Genomic DNA, 23,381 nt, shown 5'->3' on the forward strand with positions numbered 1-23,381 from the left:
GCGCTGTAAAAACGAGCGGCATGCTATTTTTTGGACGCGGTAAAGTCAAGATGAGCCGGTCACTTTGACACCATCGTGACATTACTAACAAAGCCCGGACAATCCAAATGAAGGGAAAAAATGACCAAAACGAAAAAGCCCCAGCACCATGAGATGCTAAGGCCAATTTTAGTTGACCACTACAATAATATTTAAACTTGCACTTATAAAACTTGATTCCATTTGTCATCCTCCGTGTACTGTGCTTTTTTTAAAAAAAACTTGAACATCAAAAAAATAAAGAGGTACAGCACTTGCTACCAGAATTGTGTCGCTACTACCTATTGGTAAGTATGGTACGCATCAATATAGCTATACCCTTCCTACTTGAAGCTGCAGCGGTGTTGGCTGCATTCGTTCACCCTAATCACATAGCGTATCTATGCTCATGGGGATTCACTCACTTGCCGCCTACCTGCAACTCCAAGTTGTTTGGGTATATACAGTTGATTTTTTAAAATATAAAACCACCCAAACAGTTTTTATGAAAAGAGCCTTGTTATAGGTATAAGGCTCTTCCAAAATATTGTTATTTCATGTTTGCAGAAACAAGATCAACACCAATCCGTGATTCATATTGTATTTGAATATTCTGGTAACGAGATGCGAACTCTGGTCGAAGTTTAGCCACCAACTCAAACATTTTGTTCTTAACTTCTAGTAACTGGGTTTCTCTATTAGTCACTAAAAATTGAACCTTTTTGGCTTTATTTCCTTCAATGAGCTTTGTATCGTGGTGAATAACAACACCTTGCTCGATAATTGGTCCATCTCCCCCTCTTTCGTAGACACCCAGAGCAAGACGTGTATCTCCATCACTAACAAAAATAACATCCGACTGGTGTGCGTCTTTGAGTTTATCAGCCAATTTATCGGTATAGTCACTTAACTTAATGAAGCGCATTGGTCTATGTGGCGTCATACTTTTTGCCACTCCACCTGTCTTCTGGTTAGGAACCGTATTACAACTAGGAGCAATACAAAGATAGTATGAGCCTTCTACTGTATCCTTTAGCACAACACCAGTTGATATATAGTTGGGCAACTCTTTTTCAACACTAAGTTGCTCATTTAGGGCATGGACGACAGAACAGCGAAAATCAGTATCATTTGCACCAACTTCATGCCGCAAATTTTTTCCAGCGACCTCGACTCCTCTTTTAAGATATTCAGCATGTGCTTGCTTTGCTCGTGCATCCCCACCAATTGGACTAACATAATCTGGAAGCTCACTAGCAATATCCTCAGCGGCATCTGAAACGAAATCAAGAAGCTCTGACTCGGACTGAATCTTATCAACGACATCACTCAACAAGCTTTCGAGCAACACTTTAGCTGAATTTTTTCGCTCGACTGAACTGACTCGAAGAAGTCCCCATAAAGCAGCTATTTGTTCAACTGTTCCTCTAGCTAGCACTTTCTCCATCGATAAGTTGGCATCTTCAATCTGATTTTGTAACTCAGATATTACTACGCGGTAGAAGCTCGGATACCAATCAATTAAAGCGGTCTCGATAAGATCCCATACTTCTATTGGTGTTGTATCCCTACTAACATTGTCCTCTCCCGCAACCTCCTTGCTACACAGCACAACAAAAACATCACCAGCTTGTATCCACAAACTAGAAGTGCCATGAACTTTCAAGTTCGTTGTCTGAGTAGCATTCAGGTTGTGTCGTTTGAGTACGCGTTCAAGCATCCACTCAACATGTTCTTTCGATGGTTGAGCAAAGCCCTTTTCGTCGCACGATCCGACGAGTTCAGTGTGTAGTGTTTCGATATCATGGTTATCACACAAATAAGCGGCATCTATCGAACGTTCAGCAATACTTTCCCATTCAGACAGCCAGTCCTCGCTATTGAGCTCCCACTCTCGGATCAAATCGGCATCTGTGACAAATGTATCAAACTCGTCCATGTGGGAGCCTCTTAGAGACGTTGCAATCTCAAACCAGACATTGGGTAATGGTTCTGCGGTATAGACCACCACTACGTTCATATGTTTGCTTGCACTCAACTCATTTATAAGCTGGAGTGATTTTCTTGCACGCTCTCTCTCAGGACCAATTTTGGTAAGATGATAATCGAGCATAATGAGATCACTTTTTCGGATCTTATTCTTATCTAGATTTTCAGTATCATCTTCGACGTCGCAAAGTAGTTGCTTACAATGAAAAAACTCTACGAATTTCTTGGATCTATCGGACTCTAAATACGCATTTTCAAATTGACCAACTAAGTGGAGTATATCTGTAAGCTTTGTTTTTGCAATTTCCACTTCATCTACTGGCGCTGAAAGTGGCTTTAGTCCTTGAACTAAAGCCATATATTTTTCTGCCACACCTTCATAAGGTAAATATTCATCGTCAATAAGCAAAACCGACTTAATAGCATTATCACGAAACGCCTTAACGATTTTAGTTTTATAGTTTCTAGGCATTATCTGATTTCCATTCCACGAAATTGAATTACAAAGTTAGCGCCATCTGAGATAAGTTTCTCTTCTGCTTTTTCTCCATACCAGATTTTATGACGAGCCACTGCCAAGTTTTGCTTCGATAAATAAAGGCCTACTCCATTACCGCTAGGTCTTTTGCTGTAAAACAGTTGGAATAGGTTATCGACTTCATCTTGATCAACAGCTGGTCCACTATTGGCGATGATCACAAGATCATTGACAACATCGACCCTTATAACCCTTTCATATTGAGATAAACCAACCCAATAAAGCGCATTATTTATTAAGTTTACAAAGACAGGGATTATACGAGATTGAACGTCAACTATATTCATACGTTTAAAGGAATCACTGAATTCTAAGTAAATGTTCTGTTGCTCAAATTGATCACCAAAAAATTTCATAACGTTTCTAATGATATCTTTTCCAGAGATATCATCCCTAGGTTGATACCCTGAAAGCTTTAACGGCGAGAGGAAACGTAAGTAATCTGTAAACTGCCTGTGTGCCCTCATCGCGTTTTTAAAGCCCAACTCATTTTTGGCACTGCTACTCATGGAGTTTAGAGAACGAGTTACAGCTCTATCTTGAGCTGCTAGCTCGTGCGCAAGAATTTCAAAACTAACACCTAACTGAGCCAATGCGCGAATTTGGTTAACTTCTTTTTCTGCCTCTACACGCTCTTCTTCAGCTAACGAAAATGCAGACTCAAGATCAACGCCTTGCTCTAGCTTGCTAATTGCTTGTAAAAAGCCCTCATACTTAGTAGCGACATCATCAGATAAATCCCTATAGATTTTATCGAGAGCGTTTAACTCAAGTTCAATATTGCTTGAATGATCTATTGCATCGAGTATTGGTAAAGCTCTCGTAGAATATTGCTCTTTGTCAGTTCTAGCTTGCCTTCTCCATTCCTGAACCAAACGTTCTGTGGTTTTCTCTATCGCAGAAAAATACCTGTTTACTTGTTTGTTTAAAGCGGATTCACTAGCATTATATTTGTTTTGAGCACTTTCGATGGGGTCTCTATGCTGACTCATCACTTCAATTTTATTGAGGCTCTCTCGACACGTTTGCAACAACTCTCCTAACTCGCCAAATAGATCTCTATAGCTTCGATACTTAGCTTCTAAAGACTCACTAATGCGGGTAGGTTTAGTTGGCGTTTTTAACTCAGGTCTCAACTCATCAAGCCGATTAACTTTTGCTACTAGTTCGTCAAGATGGTGCAACGATAACTTTATTCCCTCTTCAAGTTCACGGTGAATGTTTCTCGCAGATTCAACATATAAGTTCAACTTAGGTAAGTTGGAGCTCATTGTCTCAGTGAAAACTTCTCTGGAAATTCGAGAAGATGCATTCCTCGCCTTCGTTCGGTTCTTTTTATCTTTTGCTAACTGTTCTAGTAAAATCTGACGTTCATCGGATTTTGTGCCGAAATATTTATCAGCTAACTGCAACAAAAGAGACTTAACCACAGCCTTTAATTCTCGAGCTGCTTGGTTTATGACAAAACCTTCCCTACCTGCTTTGTCTTTTAATCGTTGGTTTGCTTTTTGATCTAATGAAATTTGACCAAATAATCTGCGAGCTGACCAGTAGTACCTACCAGCATTCTTTGCGCGATTCTCCTCAATCTCAAAGAAGTCATTATCAACCCTGCCGTAGGGTAGAACACGGAGCCCATCTCTAAAAATCATAAATCCAGAGTATCTATTCGCTTGTAATTTTAAATACTCGTGATGTTCTTTCTCATGGGTAGATTTCGACAACTCTAACTCAAAGGTTCCTAATTTGAAGCCAAAAGCCCCCGACTTGATATACTCTTCCATCCCTGATGATCGGCAAGGTATGACAACATTTTCATACTCTTTTCCAAAAGCTATGACTTTTCCTCTAAACCACCCTTTTTCATCTACTCTCCCGACAACTTGATGCTCTAATGACTCAAATTCCTGAACACCAAAAATTTCACCTCCATCAAGAATCCCTCCCGATTCGACGGCGATAGTCCCATCCCGCTCAAATGGGATGATTGAATAGTTAAATTCTTCTCTTAGCCAACATATTTGCCCTTCAGCTACTTCATCAATAGGGAAAGTGGACTCTCTATTTGCATCCTTATAAGGATCAACAAATGCTCTCAGGGTATCAACAACATCTTCCTTAATTGCTTTATACTCTTCAGAGTCACGACTTAGGTTTCCTCTGTTAGTCAATAACGAAAGATCTCTATTTAGATCAATTAGAAATAGAGCTGTACCGTGCTCACCCTCACCATTCTCAGCTGTTTTCTGCAACAACGACTTCCACGAGCTCAAGCAGTCATCATTAAATTCATAATTCTGACACAAAGAACGTATCTTACTCTCGGTAGATACAAACTCATCAGAGTCCCTGGGGTTATGACGTAGTTTAAATGCACTTACTTCATCCTCAGTAAAACGCTCCCACATTCTACGAAGTCTCTTTTCGTCTTCTGTCGCGGGGTCAAGTGCGAGGTTATCCAACATATCGCTCTGGAAACCCTCAAACACTGTAGGAAGCTGCTCCAAGTCGTTAAACTCTTGCATCGGAACTCGAATGTCATGCAAACCTAAATAGGTGTTTTCAAATAAACGCCAATCTATTAAGCCAGCAGAATAAGGAGTATCTGACTTCTTTGTCACTATAAGCGTCACAGGAGATAAAAATGCAGTCGATAGACGCCCTATCCCTTTCTCTCCTTGAGTATATCTTGGTGCTAACCCAAACCTATCATGAGGGGGAAGTTGCTCTTTCTTTGCCTTTGATGCTGTGCCAATAGTAAGCCAGCTACTAGTCAGTTGGTCAAAAGTCATACCGCAACCATTATCAATGATTGCTCCACATTTGATGTCACCATCAAAGAGGTGCAACGCTACATCGCGAGAATAAGCATCATACGAGTTTTTCCAAAGCTCACTGATTGCAGTTGGAGCATCAGCGATTTGCCCTTTACCTAAATGATCAATGGTCCGAGCTTGAGCCCTGAATGAGACAGATTTTCTGGTTAGTTTTTCGCTCATATCAAATGGTTACATATAAAAAAAGTGCCTATCATTGTAGGCACTTTTTTTAGTTCAATCCATTAATAATAGAGGATATCAGAGCTTGACCGAGAACTGTGGGGACGGCGTTACCAATTTGCTTCGCTTGGTCTGTCGTACTACCAGTAAATATATAGTCATCCGGAAAAGTTTGGAACCTTGCCGCATGCCTTAATGTAAAACCATGATTCTTCCACGGATGGATAAACCGACCCTTCGAAGGGTTATTACATCCAGTAGTCATCGTGTTTGAAGGTAAATGTATCAAAACCCTGCCATAAACATCCTTATGACCAGCATACCCATTTGCATGACAACGCTTATGAAACTCTTCAGGGATATCCATTCGACCGCCGTTCAGAGGTGTAGCAGCAAATTGTCTAGCCATTTTATCTTGAGGCTGCATATGGACATTGCAGGGGTCATCTTTCGAGACTGGCTCACCAAACTCCAAATTCCCCAAAAGCTCTCTAGCTTCATCATCCTCTAATATGGTTTTCTTTCTAAAGTATTCATCGATATATCGTTCGATTAACTCAGGAGTCAGAGGCTCGAACACTGCTGATGCAGTCCTCCAAGCTGGAGCACCTTCCCTCAAGAACTCTCGGGATGTCTTTGAAAAATGCGTAGGTGCTGGGGGGAAGTTAATATCTTGTCGGTCAACATCGTTGCGAACTCCTAAGATAAAAGCACGCTTACGGTTCTGAGGAACACCATAATCTTTAGCGTTCAAAGTGTCACAAAACAGTAGTTCATAACCATTGTCTTGAGCTAGTTGCTGGAAACTTTCTAAGTAATGAGCATGCTTTTTCCAAAACAAACCCGATACGTTTTCCACCAAAAACACCATAGGCTGAAATTCTTCTACGAAATCATAGTACCGTAATAGAAGTTGGTTTCTTGGATCGTCAACACCTGCATCATTAATTCTATGACTGGAGAAACCTTGACAAGGAGGACCTCCAAGCATTAACTGCAGCTCTCCCTTTTGTATCCCTAGTTCATGCCTTAGTATACCGGGATCAATAGCAAGGATATCTCCGGTAATCAGCCTTGTTTGTTGACCTAGCCTATCTATAATATTGGCTTTATAAGTACGAGCTGCTGAAGCATCTAGTTCAATTGCAGCCAGTACATCAAGTCCTGCTTGATGAGCAGCTAAACTAAACCCGCCAGCTCCAGCAAACAAATCAATAACGCTCATATATCTACAACCTGTAACTGCTCAACTCGCGCATTCTACCTTCTCAATTATATAAAGCGAGTAAAACAAGCCTAACCAGTCATAGTTTTAGTTGTCAATACCACCTCATTCATACTTAGCCAGACAATTCTGACTCTTCTTAGTAGATTATGAGCTCGCTTTATATCCATTCCTAGACCAAAAACTGCAAAAACGAAAAAGCCCCAGCACCATGAGATGCTGAGGCCTTAGAATAAATGGCACGCCCTGTAGGATTCGAACCTACGACCACATCCTTAGAAGGGACGTGCTCTATCCAGCTGAGCTAAGGGCGCGCTACAGGGACAGGATTATACGAGTTCATTTCGGTAAATCAACGGGTTTTCTTAACAAACTGAATCAAATGGCTAAAAAAAGGGCGTCCACATTAAATATGCTTAAAAACGACCCAAAGCAAACGTTTGCGTATAGATATTTATTTGATCATTTGCGACAATACGCGCCAAGTTTTTGCCATTCGTATTCTTAAGGAAAGTCATGACTGCTCAAAATATCGATGGAACTCTCATTTCCCAAACTGTTCGATCCGAAGTCGCTGCTCGCGTAAAAGCTCGTGTAGCTGCGGGATTACGTGCGCCTGGCTTAGCCGTTGTGTTGGTTGGCGAAGATCCAGCGTCTCAAGTTTACGTTGGCAGCAAGCGTCGCGCGTGTGAAGAAGTGGGCTTTGTCTCTAAATCGTTTGATCTTCCCGCTTCAACTTCAGAAGAAGAACTGTTGGCGCTGATCGATGAACTCAATAATGATGCTGAAATCGATGGTATTCTGGTGCAACTTCCTCTTCCTGCGGGCATTGACAGCACGCACGTGCTAGAAAGCATTCATCCAGAGAAAGATGTGGATGGTTTCCATCCGTACAACGTTGGCCGCTTAGCGCAACGCATCCCAAAACTACGCTCATGCACGCCAAAAGGCATCATTACGCTGCTTGAGCGTTACAACATCGCACTGCGTGGTAAGCATGCGGTGATCGTGGGTGCATCAAACATTGTTGGCCGCCCAATGACACTCGAGCTTCTGCTGGCAGGTTGTACCACGACCACCTGTCACCGCTTCACGAAAGATCTTGAAGGCCATGTTCGCCAAGCTGATGTGCTCGTGGTTGCGGTCGGTAAGCCAAATTTCATTCCTGGTGAATGGGTCAAAGAAGGCGCGATCGTGGTCGATGTCGGCATCAACCGCCTTGAATCGGGTAAGCTGATTGGTGATGTGGAGTATAACAAGGCTCGTGAACGCGCCAGCTTCATTACTCCAGTGCCCGGTGGTGTTGGCCCAATGACGGTGGCCAGCCTCATCGAAAACACCATGCTTGCTTGCGAGCAATACCACACCAAATAAGTCTTTTTCGGCGGGTAAAATCTTGGCCTGCCGAGACTCAAACTGGTTAAAACAGGCGGTTCCTGTTAGACTTTGCCGCCTGTTTCATCTCCCCCTTTTTGAGGTCTTCATGGCGTATCAATGCCCCTTGTGTCACCTTGCGTTAGAGCAAGCAGAGCGCACGTTCAAATGTTCCAACAATCATCAATTTGACCTGGCCAAAGAAGGTTACGTTAACTTGATGCCTGCCCATCACAAACGTTCGAAAGATCCCGGTGACAACAAAGAGATGATGCAGGCTCGCCGCCGCTTCCTCGAAGGCAACCATTACGACCCAATGCGTCAAAAAGTGGCGCAACTTTGCCGCCAATACCTGCAAGGTACGCCGCACCGCCTGCTCGATATTGGTTGTGGTGAAGGTTACTACACCGATGAAGTCGCCAAAACCTTGGTCGCACAGCACCCAGAAGCCAAAACATTTGGTTTGGACATTTCCAAAATCGCCGTTCGTTTCGCGGCAAAACGCTACCCTAACGTTAAGTTTTGTGTCGCTTCCAGCCATCGACTCCCCTTTGCAGACGAAGCGTTGGACGGCATCCTCCGCATTTACGCCCCATGCAAAGCCGAAGAGCTGGCGCGATGCGTTAGCGACAATGGCGTTGTGATCACCGTAACGCCTGCTGGCCGCCACTTGCTGCAACTGAAAGAGAAGATTTACGCCGAGCTCAAACTGCATAGCGAAGAGCCAGAGCAAATGGATGGATTTGCGCTAGAGCACCAAGAAAAGCTCAATTACGTAATGGACTTAGCAGGCCAAGATGCGTTTGACTTACTGCAAATGACCCCCTTTGCTTGGAAAGCCAGCGATGCCCTTCGCGACGAGCTAAAGTCCGCTACACTGTTCCAGTGTGAGGCCGATTTCATGTTGCGCGTTTACCGCAAAACAGCAAAATAGCCAGACAAAACAATAAAGAGAATTATTCTCATTATTATTGAAGTTCTAGACCGCCTCCATTACACTCTGCGACGTTTTTAATGGAGGCAGTATTATGCGATCAACTATTTCTCTTCTTCTGGCGTCAATGATGCTGAGCGGCTGTGCTAACCAAGCGCTCACAAGCGCCCCACTAAGCTTCTACGACTATCAGCTTTACTCGCCAGAAGGTACTGCTCTTTCACTGCAACAATTGCCTCCATCGGTTCGAGATGCCGATGTCATTTTAATTGGTGAATGGCACACGCACGCGGGTGTTCATCGCTTCCAAACCGACCTACTTAAAACGCTCAGCGCGCAACACCGCGTCGCTCTGTCTATGGAACAGTTTACCCGCGATAAACAAACCATCGTGAACCAATATTTGGCGGGTGAGATTGGTGAACAAGTGCTTATTCAACAAGGCAATGCGTGGCCAAACTACGAAAGTGATTACCGACCTTTGATTGAACTGGCCAAATCCAAACAGATGGATGTGATTGCCGCGAACGCACCGAAAAGCACGGTACGTTGCATTGGCCGCCAAGGTTTGGCTTACCTCGATAAGCTAACCCAAGAGGAGCGTGGCTATTTGGCGAGTGAAATCAACACCGGTGAAAGCGAATACAAAAGCAAGTTCATGGCGTCGATGCACCACGGCAAACCAGAGCAAACCGAGAAACAGTTTGCTGCTCAAGTAACTTGGGATGAAACCATGGCAGAATCGATCGTCAACTACCGCCAGCAACACCCCAACACGCAAGTTATCCATGTCGCAGGAAAATTTCATATTGAGCAGGGCTTAGGCACCGCTCACTCGATTCTGCGTCGTGATCCCTCCTTAAAGGTGGTGGTGATCTCTCCGGTATCAAGCGTCGATGAGCAAGGCAGCGATTACCAACTACTGGTACTGGAACCGCCGGTACGTTATGTGCAAAAAAGCAATCAAATGAAGGCGTTTCAGGATTTAAAAAAACGTAATGACGATCTGATCTGCAAATAGCCTGATTCTTTTCAACTCCCATCTCAATTAGGCCTGTTTTTTGCTTGATTAAAAAAGCGGCAAAACAGGCTTTTTTTGCACAAGTTTTCTCCAACGCCGCCGATAGAGTATTTAGGATTCGCTTAGGAGATGGTTATGAATCCAGTCGGTTCAAGACCTGTCGAAGCATACGCTTCCGCGCAGAAACAGACAGATAACCCAAATGCGGCAAAGGAAAGTGCCCCTGCTCCGCTGCAGGTAGAACAAAACAAAGTGACGCTTTCTGAAGAAGGAAAAGCGCTGCTTTCTGCACTCCAAGAGCTCGATAAAGAGAGCCAAAAAGTCGAAGCGGAAAACAAAACCGTGGGCGACAAAGTGGAATCCTTCACCTACGGCGCATTAGGCATGGACCATCCCGACAAGATAAAAGAGGAAGATGATGGCTCCTATTCCGCAGGACAATATCTTTCTGCCGCTGCCACTGTCGGTGGTTTGTTGATGATTTTGGTGTAATTTTTACACTTATCCTCTCTACTGGGGGTTGAACATTGTCGGGAGCCTGCGCATTTTTCGCCACGACAAATTTCATTGGTTGAAGCATGTAAAACAAATCGCTATTTATATATCGATTCTTTGCTGGATGCAGAGGTGAAATTCACTGAAGTGAAACAGCAAGGATTGGTTTTAGCAAAAAACGATAGCGCGTTGCCGCTATCCCCAAATCGCTTTAGCCCATGAATTTCAACTCCCTTACTCAAAAGCTCACTTCGGTGAGCTTTTTCTTTTGCTCAATCAGACGTAATCATTGCTCGATCAAGTTTGTCACAACACTTTCTTTTTACTGATTTTTTCACTTTCATGAAGTTTTTGTGTCTGCCGCAAAAGTGTCACAAAGCAGTGTTGTAATGGCGCCGCTTTTATAAATAAGGGATAGACAATGAAGCACCTGATCAAACCCGTTGTTGCCGTTGTAGCAACTTCTACGCTCTCTTTTAATGCACTTTCTGCAGAAATTAAAAACGTCATTTTGATGATTGGTGATGGCATGGGGCCACAACAAGTTGGCCTATTGGAAACCTACGCCAACAACGCGCCAAATTCCATCTACCAAGGCAAAACCACCGCACTCTACACACTCGCTCAAGAAGGCGTTATCGGCTCATCGCTAACGCATCCAGAAGATGCGATTGTGGTAGATTCGGCCTGCTCTGCCACCATGCTGGCGACTGGCATCATGACAGGTTCAGAAGTGATCGGCATCGATTCCCAAGGGAACAGCGTCGAAACCGTACTCGAAAAAGCCAAACGTATGGGTAAAGCCACAGGCATTATTTCCGACACTCGCATGACGCACGCTACTCCTGCTGCCTTTGCCGCCCACCAGCCTCATCGCTCTTTGGAAAATGAAATTGCCGCCGACATGCTTGCCACCGATGTCGATGTGCTGCTGTCGGGCGGTTTGCGTCATTGGATTCCAAAGTCGGCAAACGACAAAGGTGAAACCTATCAACAGTTACAAGCCCTAACTCAAGGTGACGTTGCATTAAAATCAAAACGCAAAGACGAACGCAACTTGCTGACGGAAGCGCAACAAGCGGGTTACTCTCTGGCATTCAATAAAACCATGCTAGAGCAAGCGCAAGGGACGAAACTGTTGGGTCTTTTTGCCAACTCCGCCATGTACGATGGCATCACCTACAGCCAAACCAAAGGTGACGCAGAGCGCAAAGAACCAACACTGGCAGAAATGACCAGCAAAGCATTAGACATCCTAGCCAAGGACAAAGACGGTTTCTTCTTGATGGTTGAAGGCGGACAAATCGACTGGGCTGGTCACAGTAACGATGCAGGTTCAATGCTGCATGAAATGATCAAGTTTGATGAAGCGATTAATACGGTTTACCAATGGGCTAAAGATCGTGATGACACTTTGATTATTGTCACGGCGGACCACGAAACTGGCTCTTTTGGCTTTAGCTACTCAGGCTATAATCTGCCGAAACCAGAGAAACGCCGAGGAAAAGCATTCGAAAATCGTGATTACGCGCCGAACTTTAACTTTGGTGCTTTCGATATTCTCGATGGTTTGTACAACCAAAAAACCAGCTACTATGGCATGCTTAGTGCGTTTGAAAAGTTGGATAAAAATCAGCAAACCGCGGCAAAACTAGCAGAAATCATCAATAAAAATAGTGATTTTTCGATTACCGCAGGCCAAGCTGAAAACATCCTGAAGAACAAACCCAATCCATATCGTTTGGCCAACCACAGCTATCTTGCTGAGGAAACCGTGCCAGCCATTAACGACTTTGATGCGTTTTTCCCATACAACGACAGAACCAACCTGATCGCTCGTGAGCAAGCGACTAAGCAAAATATCGTCTGGGGGACAGGTACACACACCCATACTCCAGTGAATGTTTTTGCTTGGGGACCTGCAGAAACCATTCTCCCTGTGTCACGCATTTTGCACCACTCTGACTTGGGCGAGTTCATTAAAAATCAGGTGAAATAAGCTCGGTTGATGAGCAGGTAAAGCCTTTGATTCAAATAAGAAAGTGCCAGATGGCGCTTTCTTATTTTGTTTTGCGCGCTAATAAAGCAATTTTTCCAGAGGTTGACGGCATACCAATTAGTCGCCAGTATGTAACGCTTTTCAACCCTAACGGTGCCCTTCCCGCTATGTGTGAAATTTTTGCTAAGCAGCCCAAAGAAAATTACCAAACCATTACACGCTCGATCCGAATAGACGGACACGCCACCAGCGTCAAACTGGAAGCCAGTTACTGGGATATTTTACAAGAGATTGCTGACGCTCAGCAGCTAACCGTGCCGAAGTTCATCAGTACCGTCTATCGCGAAGCACTTGAGCACAATGGTGAAGTCTCAAACTTTGCCTCGCTACTGCGTTGCGCCTGCTTGATGTATGCTCGCCAACCCACTAACGTCATCGAAGTGGCGCGCCAAGAGCTCGTAAATAGACAAATTTAAATGTAATACTCACGTACTACCAAAGGTTGGTTTCTCAACATTATTCTGTCGCCTCGCAATGAGGAACCACCATGACCAAAATGATTCACAGCATGATCCGTGTCAGCGATCTCGACAGATCGATCGCTTTCTACCGTGATGCCCTAGAGCTCGAGCTCAAAGACCAATTTGTTTTCGATACTTTCACTCTGACTTACCTCGCCAACAAAACCACCGGCTTCGAGCTTGAGTTGACTTACAATCACGGCATGAGTGATCCCTACACACATGGGACAGGCTACGGCCACCTTGCAGTGTGCGTTGAAGACATCGAACTCGCTCATAAACGCCTACGCGATTTAGGGATAGCAGCCAGTGATGTGAAAGCGATGGATCACAACCAAAAACACCTTGCGACCTTCTTCTTTATTACCGACCCAGACGGATACAAAATCGAGTTTTTGCAGCGCCAAGGCCGCTACCAATAAAGCCAATAAGCAAAAAGGCACGTTCTCGTGCCTTTTTGTCTCTGCATCCTAGCCACTACTTAGCCTAGCCAGTGCTTAGTAATCTGGATTCTCAATGACGTGGTCTTCCCAATCTTTCACATCAATTTCATAAACCACTTTGTTACGAATGCTCTGCCCTGCTGCATGCATGGCTGACTTAGAGCCGGTAATAAGAGGATGCCACTCCGGCAAAGGTTGGTTTTCTGAAAGTCGGCGATAAGCACAGGTGCGCGGTAGCCAATGGAACTCTGCGATTTTATCCTGAGTCAGCTTTAGGCAGTTTTCACCTGAAGAAAAACGATTTGGGTAATCTTTGCATGAACAGGTTTTACTGTTGAGCCAGCTACAAGCCACATTGGTGTAAAAGACTTCATCGGTCTCTTCGTCCATTAATTTGTGCAAACAGCATTTTCCGCAACCATCGCAAAGTGACTCCCACTCTTGCTCTGTCATCTCTTGCAAAGTTTTTGATTGCCAAAATGGTGTGCTCATAGGACTTCTTCTTACTTTCTACTGCGGGAGCCGTTTTATACTCTTGCGGGCCTCAAAGTGCAAGGGTAAAAATTGTCCATTCAGTTCAGCGGAAATTTCTGCTACTATCGCGCCCCTTAATTTTTGACAGGTAACTAAGATGGATTGCAGACTCGGTTGTGGCGCTTGCTGCATCGCCCCAAGTATCTCTTCCGCCATTCCAGGAATGCCAAACGGTAAACCTGCCGGTGTACGCTGCATTCAACTCAACGAACACAATCTTTGTAAGCTATTTGGCCAGCCGGAGCGCCCAAAAGTTTGTCATGAATTCAAACCGTGCCCTGTGGTTTGCGGCGAAACCAATCAACAAGCGCTCGACAATATTACCGAGTTAGAGCAGCTTACTTAACCTCCTTATCTGCTTGGTTGAACGCTTTTTCTTTCCTCTACCTGCACGCCTTTTCGATAGATGAGCTGAGCAATCTCCTCTCAAAATGGTGAAACATTTCTTAGCTCTAAGAAAACACAGCCCCAAGTAGAATTTCGCGACACAATATCACGACACTTTCTAGCAAGGTGCTGATTGTCAGCTATTTTTATTCCAATACTCCCCCTCTCAATAGGACATTGTATGAATAAATATCTGGCGGAATTATTTGGCACCTTTTGGCTGGTGCTTGGTGGATGTGGCAGTGCCGTGTTGGCGGCCGCCTTTCCGGACGTTGGGATTGGCCTGCTAGGCGTATCCCTCGCGTTCGGTTTGACGGTGCTCACCATGGCTTTTGCCATCGGCCATATTTCCGGCTGTCACTTGAACCCTGCCGTCACCATTGGCTTATGGGCTGGCGGACGATTTGAAGCCAAAGAAATTGTTCCTTATATCCTTGCCCAAGTGATCGGTGGCGTCATTGCCGGTGGCGTGCTTTATAGCATCGCCTCTGGTCAAATGGGCTTCGATGCGGCGAACTCGGGTTTTGCCTCTAACGGTTATGGTGAGCATTCTCCCGGTGGCTATTCGCTGACTTCTGCGCTAGTGAGCGAAGTCGTGATGACCATGATGTTTTTGCTGGTGATTCTTGGCGCAACAGATCAGCGTGCACCTCAAGGTTTTGCGCCCATCGCTATCGGTTTATGCCTCACGCTTATCCACCTCATCAGCATTCCGGTGACCAACACATCGGTCAACCCAGCCCGAAGCACTGGTGTTGCTCTCTATGTTGGCGACTGGGCCACCGCGCAACTTTGGCTATTCTGGGTCGCGCCGATTCTAGGCGCACTACTGGGGGCGATGGCCTACAAGTTAATTTCCGGGTCTAACAAAGCCTAATCACAACGAGCCGCCGATTCGAGCGGCTCTTTTTCTATTGCGCATCTATATTTTATAAAACACATCACAACTTTGTGACTTGGTCACAAATGGTCACAGAGCAATTCATTGGGCTGAGTTATAGTTCCACTATTCACTCTCTGCCGTGCAACTCTATGACTTCACCTGCCTCATATCGGATTATTCTTGTTGAAGACGACTTGGAACTCGCTGAGTTGATCAAAGATTTTCTACAAAATTATGAATTTCAGATTGATATCGTTTCGGATGGTTTTCACGCCGTGGATAAAATCTTGTCAAACCAACCTGATTTAGTGATTCTCGATGTTATGTTGCCTGGGCAAAGCGGCATGGAAGTGTGTAAAGCGATACGCAGTAAGTACCATGGCATGATTTTGATGCAAACTGCCCTAGATGACGACATTGACCAAGTCATGGGATTAGAACTGGGTGCAGACGACTACATCGTGAAGCAAGTAAAGCCAAGATTACTGCTGTCGCGCATTCGTGCGTTGCTGCGTAGACACGAGCGTTTAACGGCAGAAAGCAACAAGGATGATTTGCAACTCGGTCCTTTGGTGATTAATTTGCAACACCGCAGTGTCACATTGCATCAGCAAACGCTCAAACTGACCACCTCTGAATTTGAACTGCTGCTGCTTTTGGCCAGACACGTTGGCCAAGTGGTATCACGCGATGACATCGCACAGCACATTCGCGGCTTTGAATATGACGGATTAGATCGCTCCATCGACCGAAGAATTTCTCGCCTGCGCCGCACCCTCAATGATGACCCTAACGAGCCAACTTTAATCAAGACCATTCGCGGCGTTGGTTATCAACTGTGTGCCTCTTCTTGGGAGGCTTCACTATGATTCGCGCATTTGCCATTTTATGGTTGGCGGTATTTCTTCCAACCACACTGCTCGTCATTCCGAGTGGCATTAACCCTGTTTTGACTCTCAACGAGCAGTTTTCTGAAGACTTCTATAAACCTCTCTATCGCGTCAGTTTTGAATCGTTGTCAAAGAGACTGTTACAACAGCCGCAGTCCGAATGGCAACAAACGATTTCCCACTACGCACAGGATTTTGCTTATCCTTTGAAACTCCTTCCTCTCGCTGATTACCAAACCGACAACAAACTCTATTCGTCACTCGAAAGTGGCGAGTTGACCTTTGTCTTTGGTGATCCAATGGCATTATTGCAACGAGTGGGACACAGTGACCAAATCATTTACATTGCCCTTAACGAGTCCCACGAAATCGCAGCACTCAATCAAGCCAAGGGCACACTGTCACTCGCCGTAGAAGATCTGCTCCAAATACCCAAAGAACAATGGCAATCCTATCTTGCAGACGTTAACACTAAGCTCCCGATTAAGATCAACCTGATGACAGATGAACAGCTGAGTGACGTTGCCATACAAGCGACTTCAGACAGCCCAAACAACATTGTCAGTTACATCAATCAAAATGGCGAGCTAGAACTACTGGCTTTAGTTGAACAAGGATTGTGGTTGCACGTTAAAGATAACTTGTCTCAAACGATACAAATGAAACTAAGCACCACGATTGTTCTCACATTCTTCCTACTGATTTCTCTTGCTTTGATTTTGTGGGTCTACCCTCTTTGGCGTGATTTAACTCGGCTGGTGGCAACCGCCACCGAATTTGGCCAAGGCAAACTGTCACAACGGGCGCGAGCTTCCAAGCTCTCGGTGGTTTCTCAACTCAGTGGCTCCTTCAACAACATGGCCGACAATATCGAGAGTCTCATTGCTCGGCAGCGTGAGCTGACCAACGCCGTCGCACACGATTTACGTACGCCATTGTATCGGCTGCGCTTTGCGATTGAGATGCTGGAAGATCCTCACACCAGCGACGCGCAAAAAGAGAAATATCAACGCGCACTGCACACAAGCATTGATGATCTCGACCATCTCATCAACCAAAACTTACTGCTCTCTCGCTACAATCGGATTGCCGATATCACCCACTTTTCGCCATGCTGCTTTGCTAGGGAGCTGCTCAACGAAATCGATGATTTCAAACTCCAGCATCCCGATCTCGATATCCAGTTTTACTGTTCGCCAGAGTTAAAACAGCATCGCATGTTCATCGACAACAAAGGACTGATGCGCGCGGTGAAAAACCTTCTTACCAATGCAAGCCGATTTGCTCAAAGTACCATTATTGTCTCGTTTAAATACAGTGGCAGCGCATTTCACATTACGGTGGAAGACGATGGTCAAGGTGTGCCCAATGAACACGCAGAACGCATTTTTGAGCCTTTCACTCAGCTTGATAACCAAGAACGAAGCAGCGAAAAAGGCCACGGGTTAGGATTGGCGATCGTTAAACAAATCATGCTTTGGCACAAAGGTAACGCGAAAGTGGTGTCATCGACTTTGGGTGGTGCTGCGTTTGAACTGCAATGGCCTGAGCTGCATCCGAATACTGCCGAGTCGGAATTGTGACCAAAATGGACACAATTCGTCCATAAAACACCAACGATTTATCAATGTGGTGAATGCTAATTTGGAATGGCTTTCAAACGTCATTCACAAGGAATTAGCATGCAAGTTTCCCCAACACACGCGGCAATACTACTTAGTGCAATTGCCGCACTCGCCTCTTCATATAGCTTGGCAGAGTCGGACCCATTTGATCCCGGATTCAGCGGCACCATCAGTATTAATATTGGATTTGGCCAAAGCCAATCACAAAACAACACTCATGAAGATAATGAAATCACCGCCGATCTCACCAACCAAGGCAAAAAGCTATCACAAGCGTCTCCATTTTTTCTTGGCCGATTGCAATACAGCTTTGGCGACACGTTACTCTTTCTTGGCAATAGTGAAGAACAGATAGCAGAAGCGCAATTTCAAGCTGAATTAGGCGTTGCACATCGGTTCAACAACGCCATGATCCTCACTGCCGCACTCTTTGGGAATGTCCCTAGCATGGAAGAAGTCTGGCGTGACCCTTATCTTACTGGTCAAAAAAGGCAAACAACGGAGCAAACGGTCGGTGGCGTGAGATTCGCGATGGACATCACCAGCCCTTTGCCAATCAGTTTGAAATACGCTGTCGCCAGCAGCGAAGTTGAATACGACGACATCGGCCTCTCACAAGGGTTAACCCCTGAAGCTCGTTCACAATTAAAGCGTGCCAGCGACTATCAACGCTTTGGCGCAGAGATCTCCTTTCCTTTGAGCCAGTCGTTTGTACTGTCCCCTGCGTTTTACTACACGCTGCGCGACGCCGATGGCGATGCCAAAAGCAATCAGTTATTGACAGCACAGATGTCATTTCTTGTCGCCCAAGGCAGACACAGTGTGATCACAACACTGAGAAACAGCTCTGCCAGTTTTGATGCAGACAACCCCGTTTTTTCTCGCAAGCAAGATTACGAGAGCTTTGGCTTTTTCTCCGTCTACAGCTATGCCGATCTTTGGGGCTGGCGAAATACCCAACTGAACGTTATGGCGGGTTATCAAGAGTCGGATTCCGATATCGATTTTTACGACAGTGAAGAGGCCTTTCTCTCCACTGGCATTAGCTACAGTTTCTGATCCGGAGGATTTAAGATGTGTAACTTACTCAAAATCGTCTTAATAGCCACACTGTTGTTCCTCGCTGGGTGCGATGTTGATGATGCCGCCGATGCTAACAAGTACACTAAACCAACAGTCAACGCAGGTTCCGACCAATACCATACGTTGCCCATCGACACCATTACCCTACATGGTTCTGCCAAAAGTTGGCCGAAACTGGTGTTCTCTATCAAGACTAAGCAATGGCGACAAATTTCGGGTCCACAGAGCCTAACCATTTTAAATGCTGACAGCTTTACGGCCACACTGCTCAATCCGACCGTTGCAGGAACGTACATCTTTGAACTTTACGCCAAAGACAGTGGTGATCGCACCAATACGGACCAAGTTAAGATTGTGCTGCGTGAGCCTCAACCGGTGGTCGCAGCGCGAAACTCATTAAGCTATGAAGACGACTACCAGCAACTTTGGCAAAGCGTAGCGACAAACTATCCGCACTACGCTCAAATTCAAGATGAGTGGCAGCAACTTTATCAACCCTATTTGATCAAAGCGGCACAGGCGCAAAACGAAGAGCAATGGCGTTCATTAGTCGAAGCCATGTTCACCGAACTAAGCGGATCAAGGCTAACCGCCATACAAGCCCCATCGGCAGAGCAATGGAGAGCGAGTCCAACAAGGGACCTCGTGGTTCACGGCCGTCAAGACAATGGCATCGGCTTACTTGAGATAGGCGCTCGACATGAGCAAGGCGCACGCCATGATATAGATGCGCTGCATGAGATAGGTGCGCTGCATGACGTTTCGCTGGCCGATTTCACAAAGCAGCTCGACGATGCACTTGTGCAGCTTAAGGAGGTTAGCGAGATACGCTTGGAAATAAGAACGCCAAATGCACTTGGCGAACAGGCACTTTTTACCCTTTTGGAAAAACTCACCACACGCGTGGCTTTGCTGTGCATCAACCCAAACAAGCAGCCATCTTCGTGTGTTTCACTGCCTGCAAATAGTGACCTCGATGGAATTGTGTTGTTTACCAACCCAACGTGCGAACAGACCACTTGTAGGATATTGAGTGAGTATCTCAGCTACCTACACAGCGGCGAACAGCACTTCTACTACACACCATCACCCGTGCTCGACTCACATTGGCGATTGGTCATGGAGCCCGAATCTTAACCCGTTCATCAAAGAAAAAGACGCAATGAAAAAGCGATGCTGTGACAGCATCGCTTTGGTGTTAGTTGAGTTTGTGTCGGCCCAATAACGAATGGGAGAGCGTCGTGCCATCCACCAGCTCAAGCTCCCCACCGACGGGAACACCATGAGCAATTCGACTGGCGTCCACTGTATGCGCTCGACAGAGTTCAGCGATGTAGTGCGCGGTCGCTTCACCTTCCACGGTAGGGTTGGTCGCTAAGATCACTTCTTTGATATCACCGCGACGCAGACGATAATCGAGGACATCAAGGCCAATATCACTAGGTCCAATACCATCAAGCGGTGATAGGTGCCCCATCAACACAAAGTAACGACCAGAAAATTGCCCTGTGGCTTCCACCGCAGCGATATCGGCAGGGCTTTCGACCACACACAATAATCCGTTTTCTTGGCGTTTTGGGTTGTTGCAGATATGACAAACGTCTTCTTCGGTAAAAGTACGGCACTCGTTACAGTGACCAATTTCCGTCATGGCATGACTTAATGCATCCGCAAGCTGCAGGCCGCCTTTTCTATCTCGCTGTAACAAATGAAAGGCCATACGCTGTGCTGACTTGGGGCCAACCCCAGGCAAACAACGTAAGGCCTCCATCAATTGTTCCAGCATATGGCTGGTACGCATAGTTAACCTTTTCGATTAAAACGGCATTTTCATGCCTGGTGGTAGTTGCATACCGCCAGTGATTGCTGCCATTTTCTCTTTTTGAGTTTCTTCAACTCGGCGTGCTGCATCGTTAAATGCTGCTGCGATCAAGTCTTCAAGCATCTCTTTGTCATCTTCCATCAAGCTTTCATCGATGTTGACACGACGTACGCTGTGGCTACCAGTGATGGTGACTTTCACCAAGCCTGCGCCTGATTCGCCGACCACTTCCATATTTGCGATTTCTTCTTGAAGCTTTTGCATGCGTTCTTGCATTTGTTGGGCTTGCTTCATTAGGTTGCCCATACCGCCTTTACCAAACATGTTTTTCTCTCTGGTTGAATGAGGTGTTTCACTATGGATGGGGTCGTTTGTCGAACATTTCAACCCCGCGAATAAATTCAGACAGGGCGAACACTGTCTCTGTCCAGTTCTGCACTGAATCGGCGCAGTATAAACTGAACATGGGTGTCATTTTCCAGGCTAGTGAAAGCCTGCTGTAATTTTTGCTGATAAAGCCTTTCGCGTAACTCTAGAGGAGTCTCACCTTGCTCTCCGACTTCCACAGAGAGATGGCAAGTTTCGCCCAGCGTTTCGTTGAGCGCAGAAAGCAGCTCTTTTTGCGCTTTATCGGTATTTAAATGTTGTTGATGGCTACGCAGCGTCAAAGCGATGGTTGAACCATCTTTGTTAAACGCCGAGTTGAGCGCTAACTGTTCCACCAATTTTGCCGTTTCGAGCTGGGTGATCAATTTCGCCCACTCACTCTGCTCGAGCGATTCTGCAACGAGTTTTTCAGCCATTTCTGGCGTTTTTTCGTGCTCAAGTGCGCGTTTAATTTCCGTCGGTGTCAGCTCTTTGTTCTTAGATTGCACCACAGGCTGACTCGGACGCCATTGATAGGGTTCATCCTCTTTTACTTCAGGCTCTGACGATACAAGGCTTTGACGTGGCGACACCTGCGCTGCAGTTGCCTGCTTTTGCGCGACTCGATCGAGGACCGACTCTTTCTCAGCAGATGCCGCTTTAGACTTTTTTGAGCCACCATTTTGTGCCAACCCTTGACGTTGAGAACGCAGTTGATGGCGCAAACCAGTCAAGCCACCAGGAGCTGGATTTGCCCTTTCAGGCGCCTGCTGCGGCGCAGGTTGAGGCTCAGGCTGCAATGCGGCTGCATCCTCATAGCCATAACCCATTGGCGGCATGTCATCCATAGGTGGATAATCGGCATAATCCATCGGTGGCGCATCATATTGAGGTGGCATCTCTGTCTGAACAGGCTGAGGGGCCACAGAACTTGGGGCATTCATCGATGAAGCGAGACGCGATGGCGCGTGACTGACCGCTTGAGGACGTTCTGCGGGAGCAACCCGTTCAGAGCTTGGCTTTGCGCTCATCGCCGGGGCCGTTTGGGCTGGCGACGTACTCACTTGAGGAGCGGCACTTTGAGCTGCCGGCGCTGATGCTAAATTCGCACCTTGCGCAGAAATGATGTTCGCTTGCGACACATCCGCAGGACGAAATGCCATCATACGCAACACAATCATTTCCATCCCGATACGCCCATTTGGCGCCAAAGAGAGGTCATCACGCCCTTTTAAGGCGATCTGATAAAACAGCTGAACATCTTGTGGCGACAGTGCACGACTAAGCAGTTCAATTTTTTCTGCATCAGGCTGCGCTTTGTCCAGACTTGAAGGCAACAGCTGGTACATGGCAATGCGATGCAGCTGAGTCGCTAATTGTTGCAACAAACCATCCCACTCCGCACCATTTTGCGCGAGCTGCTGGATCTTATCCATCGCCACTTGTGGCTGCTTGCTGCTGATAGCTTCTAAGAGATGGATCGCTTGGTCGGTGTCAATGGTGCCTAACATATGGCTGACCAGATCGGTTTCAATCTGACCATTACCTAACGCAATTGCTTGATCGGTTAAGCTTAGGGCGTCACGCATACTGCCATCGGCAGCATGCGCGATCATACCAAGCGCACGTGCTTGAGCGGTGACACCTTCTTTCGCCAAAATAAAATCGAGCTGTTGATGGATAGCATCAACCGTGATCGGCTTAAGGTGGAACTGCAAACAACGAGACAAAATCGTCACAGGAAGTTTCTGTGGATCCGTCGTTGCCAATAGGAATTTCACATACTCTGGCGGCTCTTCTAAGGTTTTGAGTAACGCATTAAAAGAGTGACGCGAGAGCATGTGCACTTCGTCGATCAAGTAAACCTTGAAACGACCGCGCGCTGGTTTGTATTGAACGTTGTCTAACAGTTCACGAGTGTCTTCAACTTTAGTACGCGATGCGGCGTCAATCTCCAGTAGATCAACGAAGCGCCCTTCTTCAATCTCTCGGCAGGTATCACATTGTCCACAAGGCGCTGAGGTGATGCCCGTTTCGCAGTTGAGAGCTTTGGCAAACAAGCGACCAATCGAGGTTTTACCCACACCTCGTGTGCCACTGAACAAGTAAGCATGGTGCAGACGATTGTGCTCAAGAGCATTTTCTAGGGCAGTCAGCACATGGCCTTGCCCCACCACTTCTTTAAATTGACGCGGACGCCATTTTCGCGCTAAAGCTAAATAACTCATTGACTTA

General features: G+C 46.0%; 20 protein-coding genes and 1 tRNA gene. 13 read left to right on the top strand and 8 right to left on the bottom strand.

The features are described from left to right. Positions 1–568 precede the first annotated feature (568 nt). From FC652_RS11160 to FC652_RS11175, 4 genes are all read right to left on the bottom strand, one after another. Positions 569–2,479 (bottom strand): response regulator receiver domain, encoded by a 1,911-nt coding sequence (locus tag FC652_RS11160; RefSeq protein ID WP_176298614.1) that lies wholly within the window; start codon positions 2,477–2,479, stop codon positions 569–571. Then, the gene (locus FC652_RS11165; RefSeq protein ID WP_176298615.1) at positions 2,479–5,544 is read right to left on the bottom strand and encodes an ATP-binding protein; all 3,066 of its coding nucleotides are present in this window, start codon (positions 5,542–5,544) and stop codon (positions 2,479–2,481) included. Before FC652_RS11165 ends, FC652_RS11160 begins: the two co-directional genes overlap by 1 nt. A gap of 49 nt (positions 5,545–5,593) precedes the next feature. Then, positions 5,594–6,769, bottom strand: a complete 1,176-nt coding sequence (locus FC652_RS11170; protein ID WP_176298616.1) for a DNA cytosine methyltransferase — start codon at positions 6,767–6,769, stop codon at positions 5,594–5,596. 237 nt (positions 6,770–7,006) lie between these two features. Continuing rightward, positions 7,007–7,083: transfer RNA gene (locus FC652_RS11175), tRNA-Arg, on the bottom strand. 202 nt (positions 7,084–7,285) lie between these two features. Here FC652_RS11175 and folD point away from each other — a divergent pair. The 7 genes from folD to FC652_RS11210 all read left to right on the top strand — a co-directional run bounded on the left by folD (position 7,286) and on the right by FC652_RS11210 (position 13,535). Further along, the gene (folD, locus tag FC652_RS11180; RefSeq protein WP_011079917.1) at positions 7,286–8,143 is read left to right on the top strand and encodes a bifunctional methylenetetrahydrofolate dehydrogenase/methenyltetrahydrofolate cyclohydrolase FolD; all 858 of its coding nucleotides are present in this window, start codon (positions 7,286–7,288) and stop codon (positions 8,141–8,143) included. Positions 8,144–8,252: 109 nt separating this feature from the next. After that, a complete protein-coding gene (gene rlmA, locus FC652_RS11185; protein ID WP_176298617.1) occupies positions 8,253–9,077 on the top strand; it encodes a 23S rRNA (guanine(745)-N(1))-methyltransferase in 825 nt (274 codons plus the stop codon). Positions 9,078–9,171: 94 nt separating this feature from the next. Next, on the top strand, positions 9,172–10,098 hold the full coding sequence (locus tag FC652_RS11190; protein WP_176298618.1) for a ChaN family lipoprotein: 927 nt from the start codon (positions 9,172–9,174) through the stop codon (positions 10,096–10,098). A gap of 135 nt (positions 10,099–10,233) precedes the next feature. After that, positions 10,234–10,590 (top strand): hypothetical protein, encoded by a 357-nt coding sequence (locus FC652_RS11195; RefSeq protein ID WP_176298619.1) that lies wholly within the window; start codon positions 10,234–10,236, stop codon positions 10,588–10,590. 424 nt (positions 10,591–11,014) lie between these two features. Beyond that, the gene (locus FC652_RS11200) at positions 11,015–12,592 is read left to right on the top strand and encodes an alkaline phosphatase (protein ID WP_176298620.1); all 1,578 of its coding nucleotides are present in this window, start codon (positions 11,015–11,017) and stop codon (positions 12,590–12,592) included. A 167-nt stretch (positions 12,593–12,759) separates the two neighbouring features. Further along, entirely contained in the window at positions 12,760–13,068 is a 309-nt protein-coding gene (locus FC652_RS11205; RefSeq protein WP_011079912.1) for a ribbon-helix-helix domain-containing protein, read from the top strand. A gap of 71 nt (positions 13,069–13,139) precedes the next feature. Next, positions 13,140–13,535, top strand: coding sequence for a VOC family protein (locus FC652_RS11210; RefSeq protein ID WP_176298621.1), 396 nt, complete (start codon positions 13,140–13,142; stop codon positions 13,533–13,535). 75 nt (positions 13,536–13,610) lie between these two features. Here the strand turns inward: FC652_RS11210 and FC652_RS11215 are convergent, their stop codons facing one another. Beyond that, positions 13,611–14,048 (bottom strand): YcgN family cysteine cluster protein, encoded by a 438-nt coding sequence (locus tag FC652_RS11215; protein WP_176298622.1) that lies wholly within the window; start codon positions 14,046–14,048, stop codon positions 13,611–13,613. 139 nt (positions 14,049–14,187) lie between these two features. On the opposite strand from FC652_RS11215, the gene FC652_RS11220 reads away from it, so the two are divergent. The 6 genes from FC652_RS11220 (at position 14,188) to FC652_RS11245 (ending at position 20,095) form a co-directional block, all read left to right on the top strand. Continuing rightward, complete coding sequence (locus FC652_RS11220; RefSeq protein ID WP_176298623.1) at positions 14,188–14,436, top strand: YkgJ family cysteine cluster protein; 249 nt, start codon at positions 14,188–14,190, stop codon at positions 14,434–14,436. A 222-nt stretch (positions 14,437–14,658) separates the two neighbouring features. Then, entirely contained in the window at positions 14,659–15,354 is a 696-nt protein-coding gene (aqpZ, locus tag FC652_RS11225; protein ID WP_176298624.1) for an aquaporin Z, read from the top strand. A 155-nt stretch (positions 15,355–15,509) separates the two neighbouring features. Then, positions 15,510–16,229 (top strand): response regulator transcription factor, encoded by a 720-nt coding sequence (locus FC652_RS11230; protein WP_176298625.1) that lies wholly within the window; start codon positions 15,510–15,512, stop codon positions 16,227–16,229. Then, positions 16,226–17,833, top strand: coding sequence for an ATP-binding protein (locus tag FC652_RS11235; protein ID WP_176298626.1), 1,608 nt, complete (start codon positions 16,226–16,228; stop codon positions 17,831–17,833). Before FC652_RS11230 ends, FC652_RS11235 begins: the two co-directional genes overlap by 4 nt. A 66-nt stretch (positions 17,834–17,899) precedes the next feature. Next, on the top strand, positions 17,900–18,934 hold the full coding sequence (locus tag FC652_RS11240) for a DUF2860 family protein (protein WP_176298627.1): 1,035 nt from the start codon (positions 17,900–17,902) through the stop codon (positions 18,932–18,934). 15 nt (positions 18,935–18,949) lie between these two features. Continuing rightward, positions 18,950–20,095: a hypothetical protein gene (locus FC652_RS11245; protein ID WP_176298628.1), complete on the top strand. Its 1,146-nt coding sequence runs from the start codon at positions 18,950–18,952 to the stop codon at positions 20,093–20,095. Positions 20,096–20,156: 61 nt separating this feature from the next. On the opposite strand, the gene recR is transcribed toward FC652_RS11245, so the two are convergent. The 3 genes from recR to dnaX form a co-directional block, all read right to left on the bottom strand. Further along, positions 20,157–20,759 (bottom strand): recombination mediator RecR, encoded by a 603-nt coding sequence (gene recR / locus FC652_RS11250; protein ID WP_176298629.1) that lies wholly within the window; start codon positions 20,757–20,759, stop codon positions 20,157–20,159. Between the two features lie 15 nt (positions 20,760–20,774). After that, a complete protein-coding gene (locus FC652_RS11255; RefSeq protein ID WP_011150874.1) occupies positions 20,775–21,104 on the bottom strand; it encodes a YbaB/EbfC family nucleoid-associated protein in 330 nt (109 codons plus the stop codon). Between the two features lie 77 nt (positions 21,105–21,181). Further along, positions 21,182–23,374, bottom strand: coding sequence for a DNA polymerase III subunit gamma/tau (gene dnaX / locus FC652_RS11260; RefSeq protein ID WP_176298630.1), 2,193 nt, complete (start codon positions 23,372–23,374; stop codon positions 21,182–21,184). Between the last annotated feature and the right edge of the window lie 7 nt (positions 23,375–23,381).

Origin of the sequence: Vibrio sp. 05-20-BW147, assembly GCF_013369385.1 — a bacterium.
Lineage (GTDB): Bacteria > Pseudomonadota > Gammaproteobacteria > Enterobacterales > Vibrionaceae > Vibrio > Vibrio floridensis.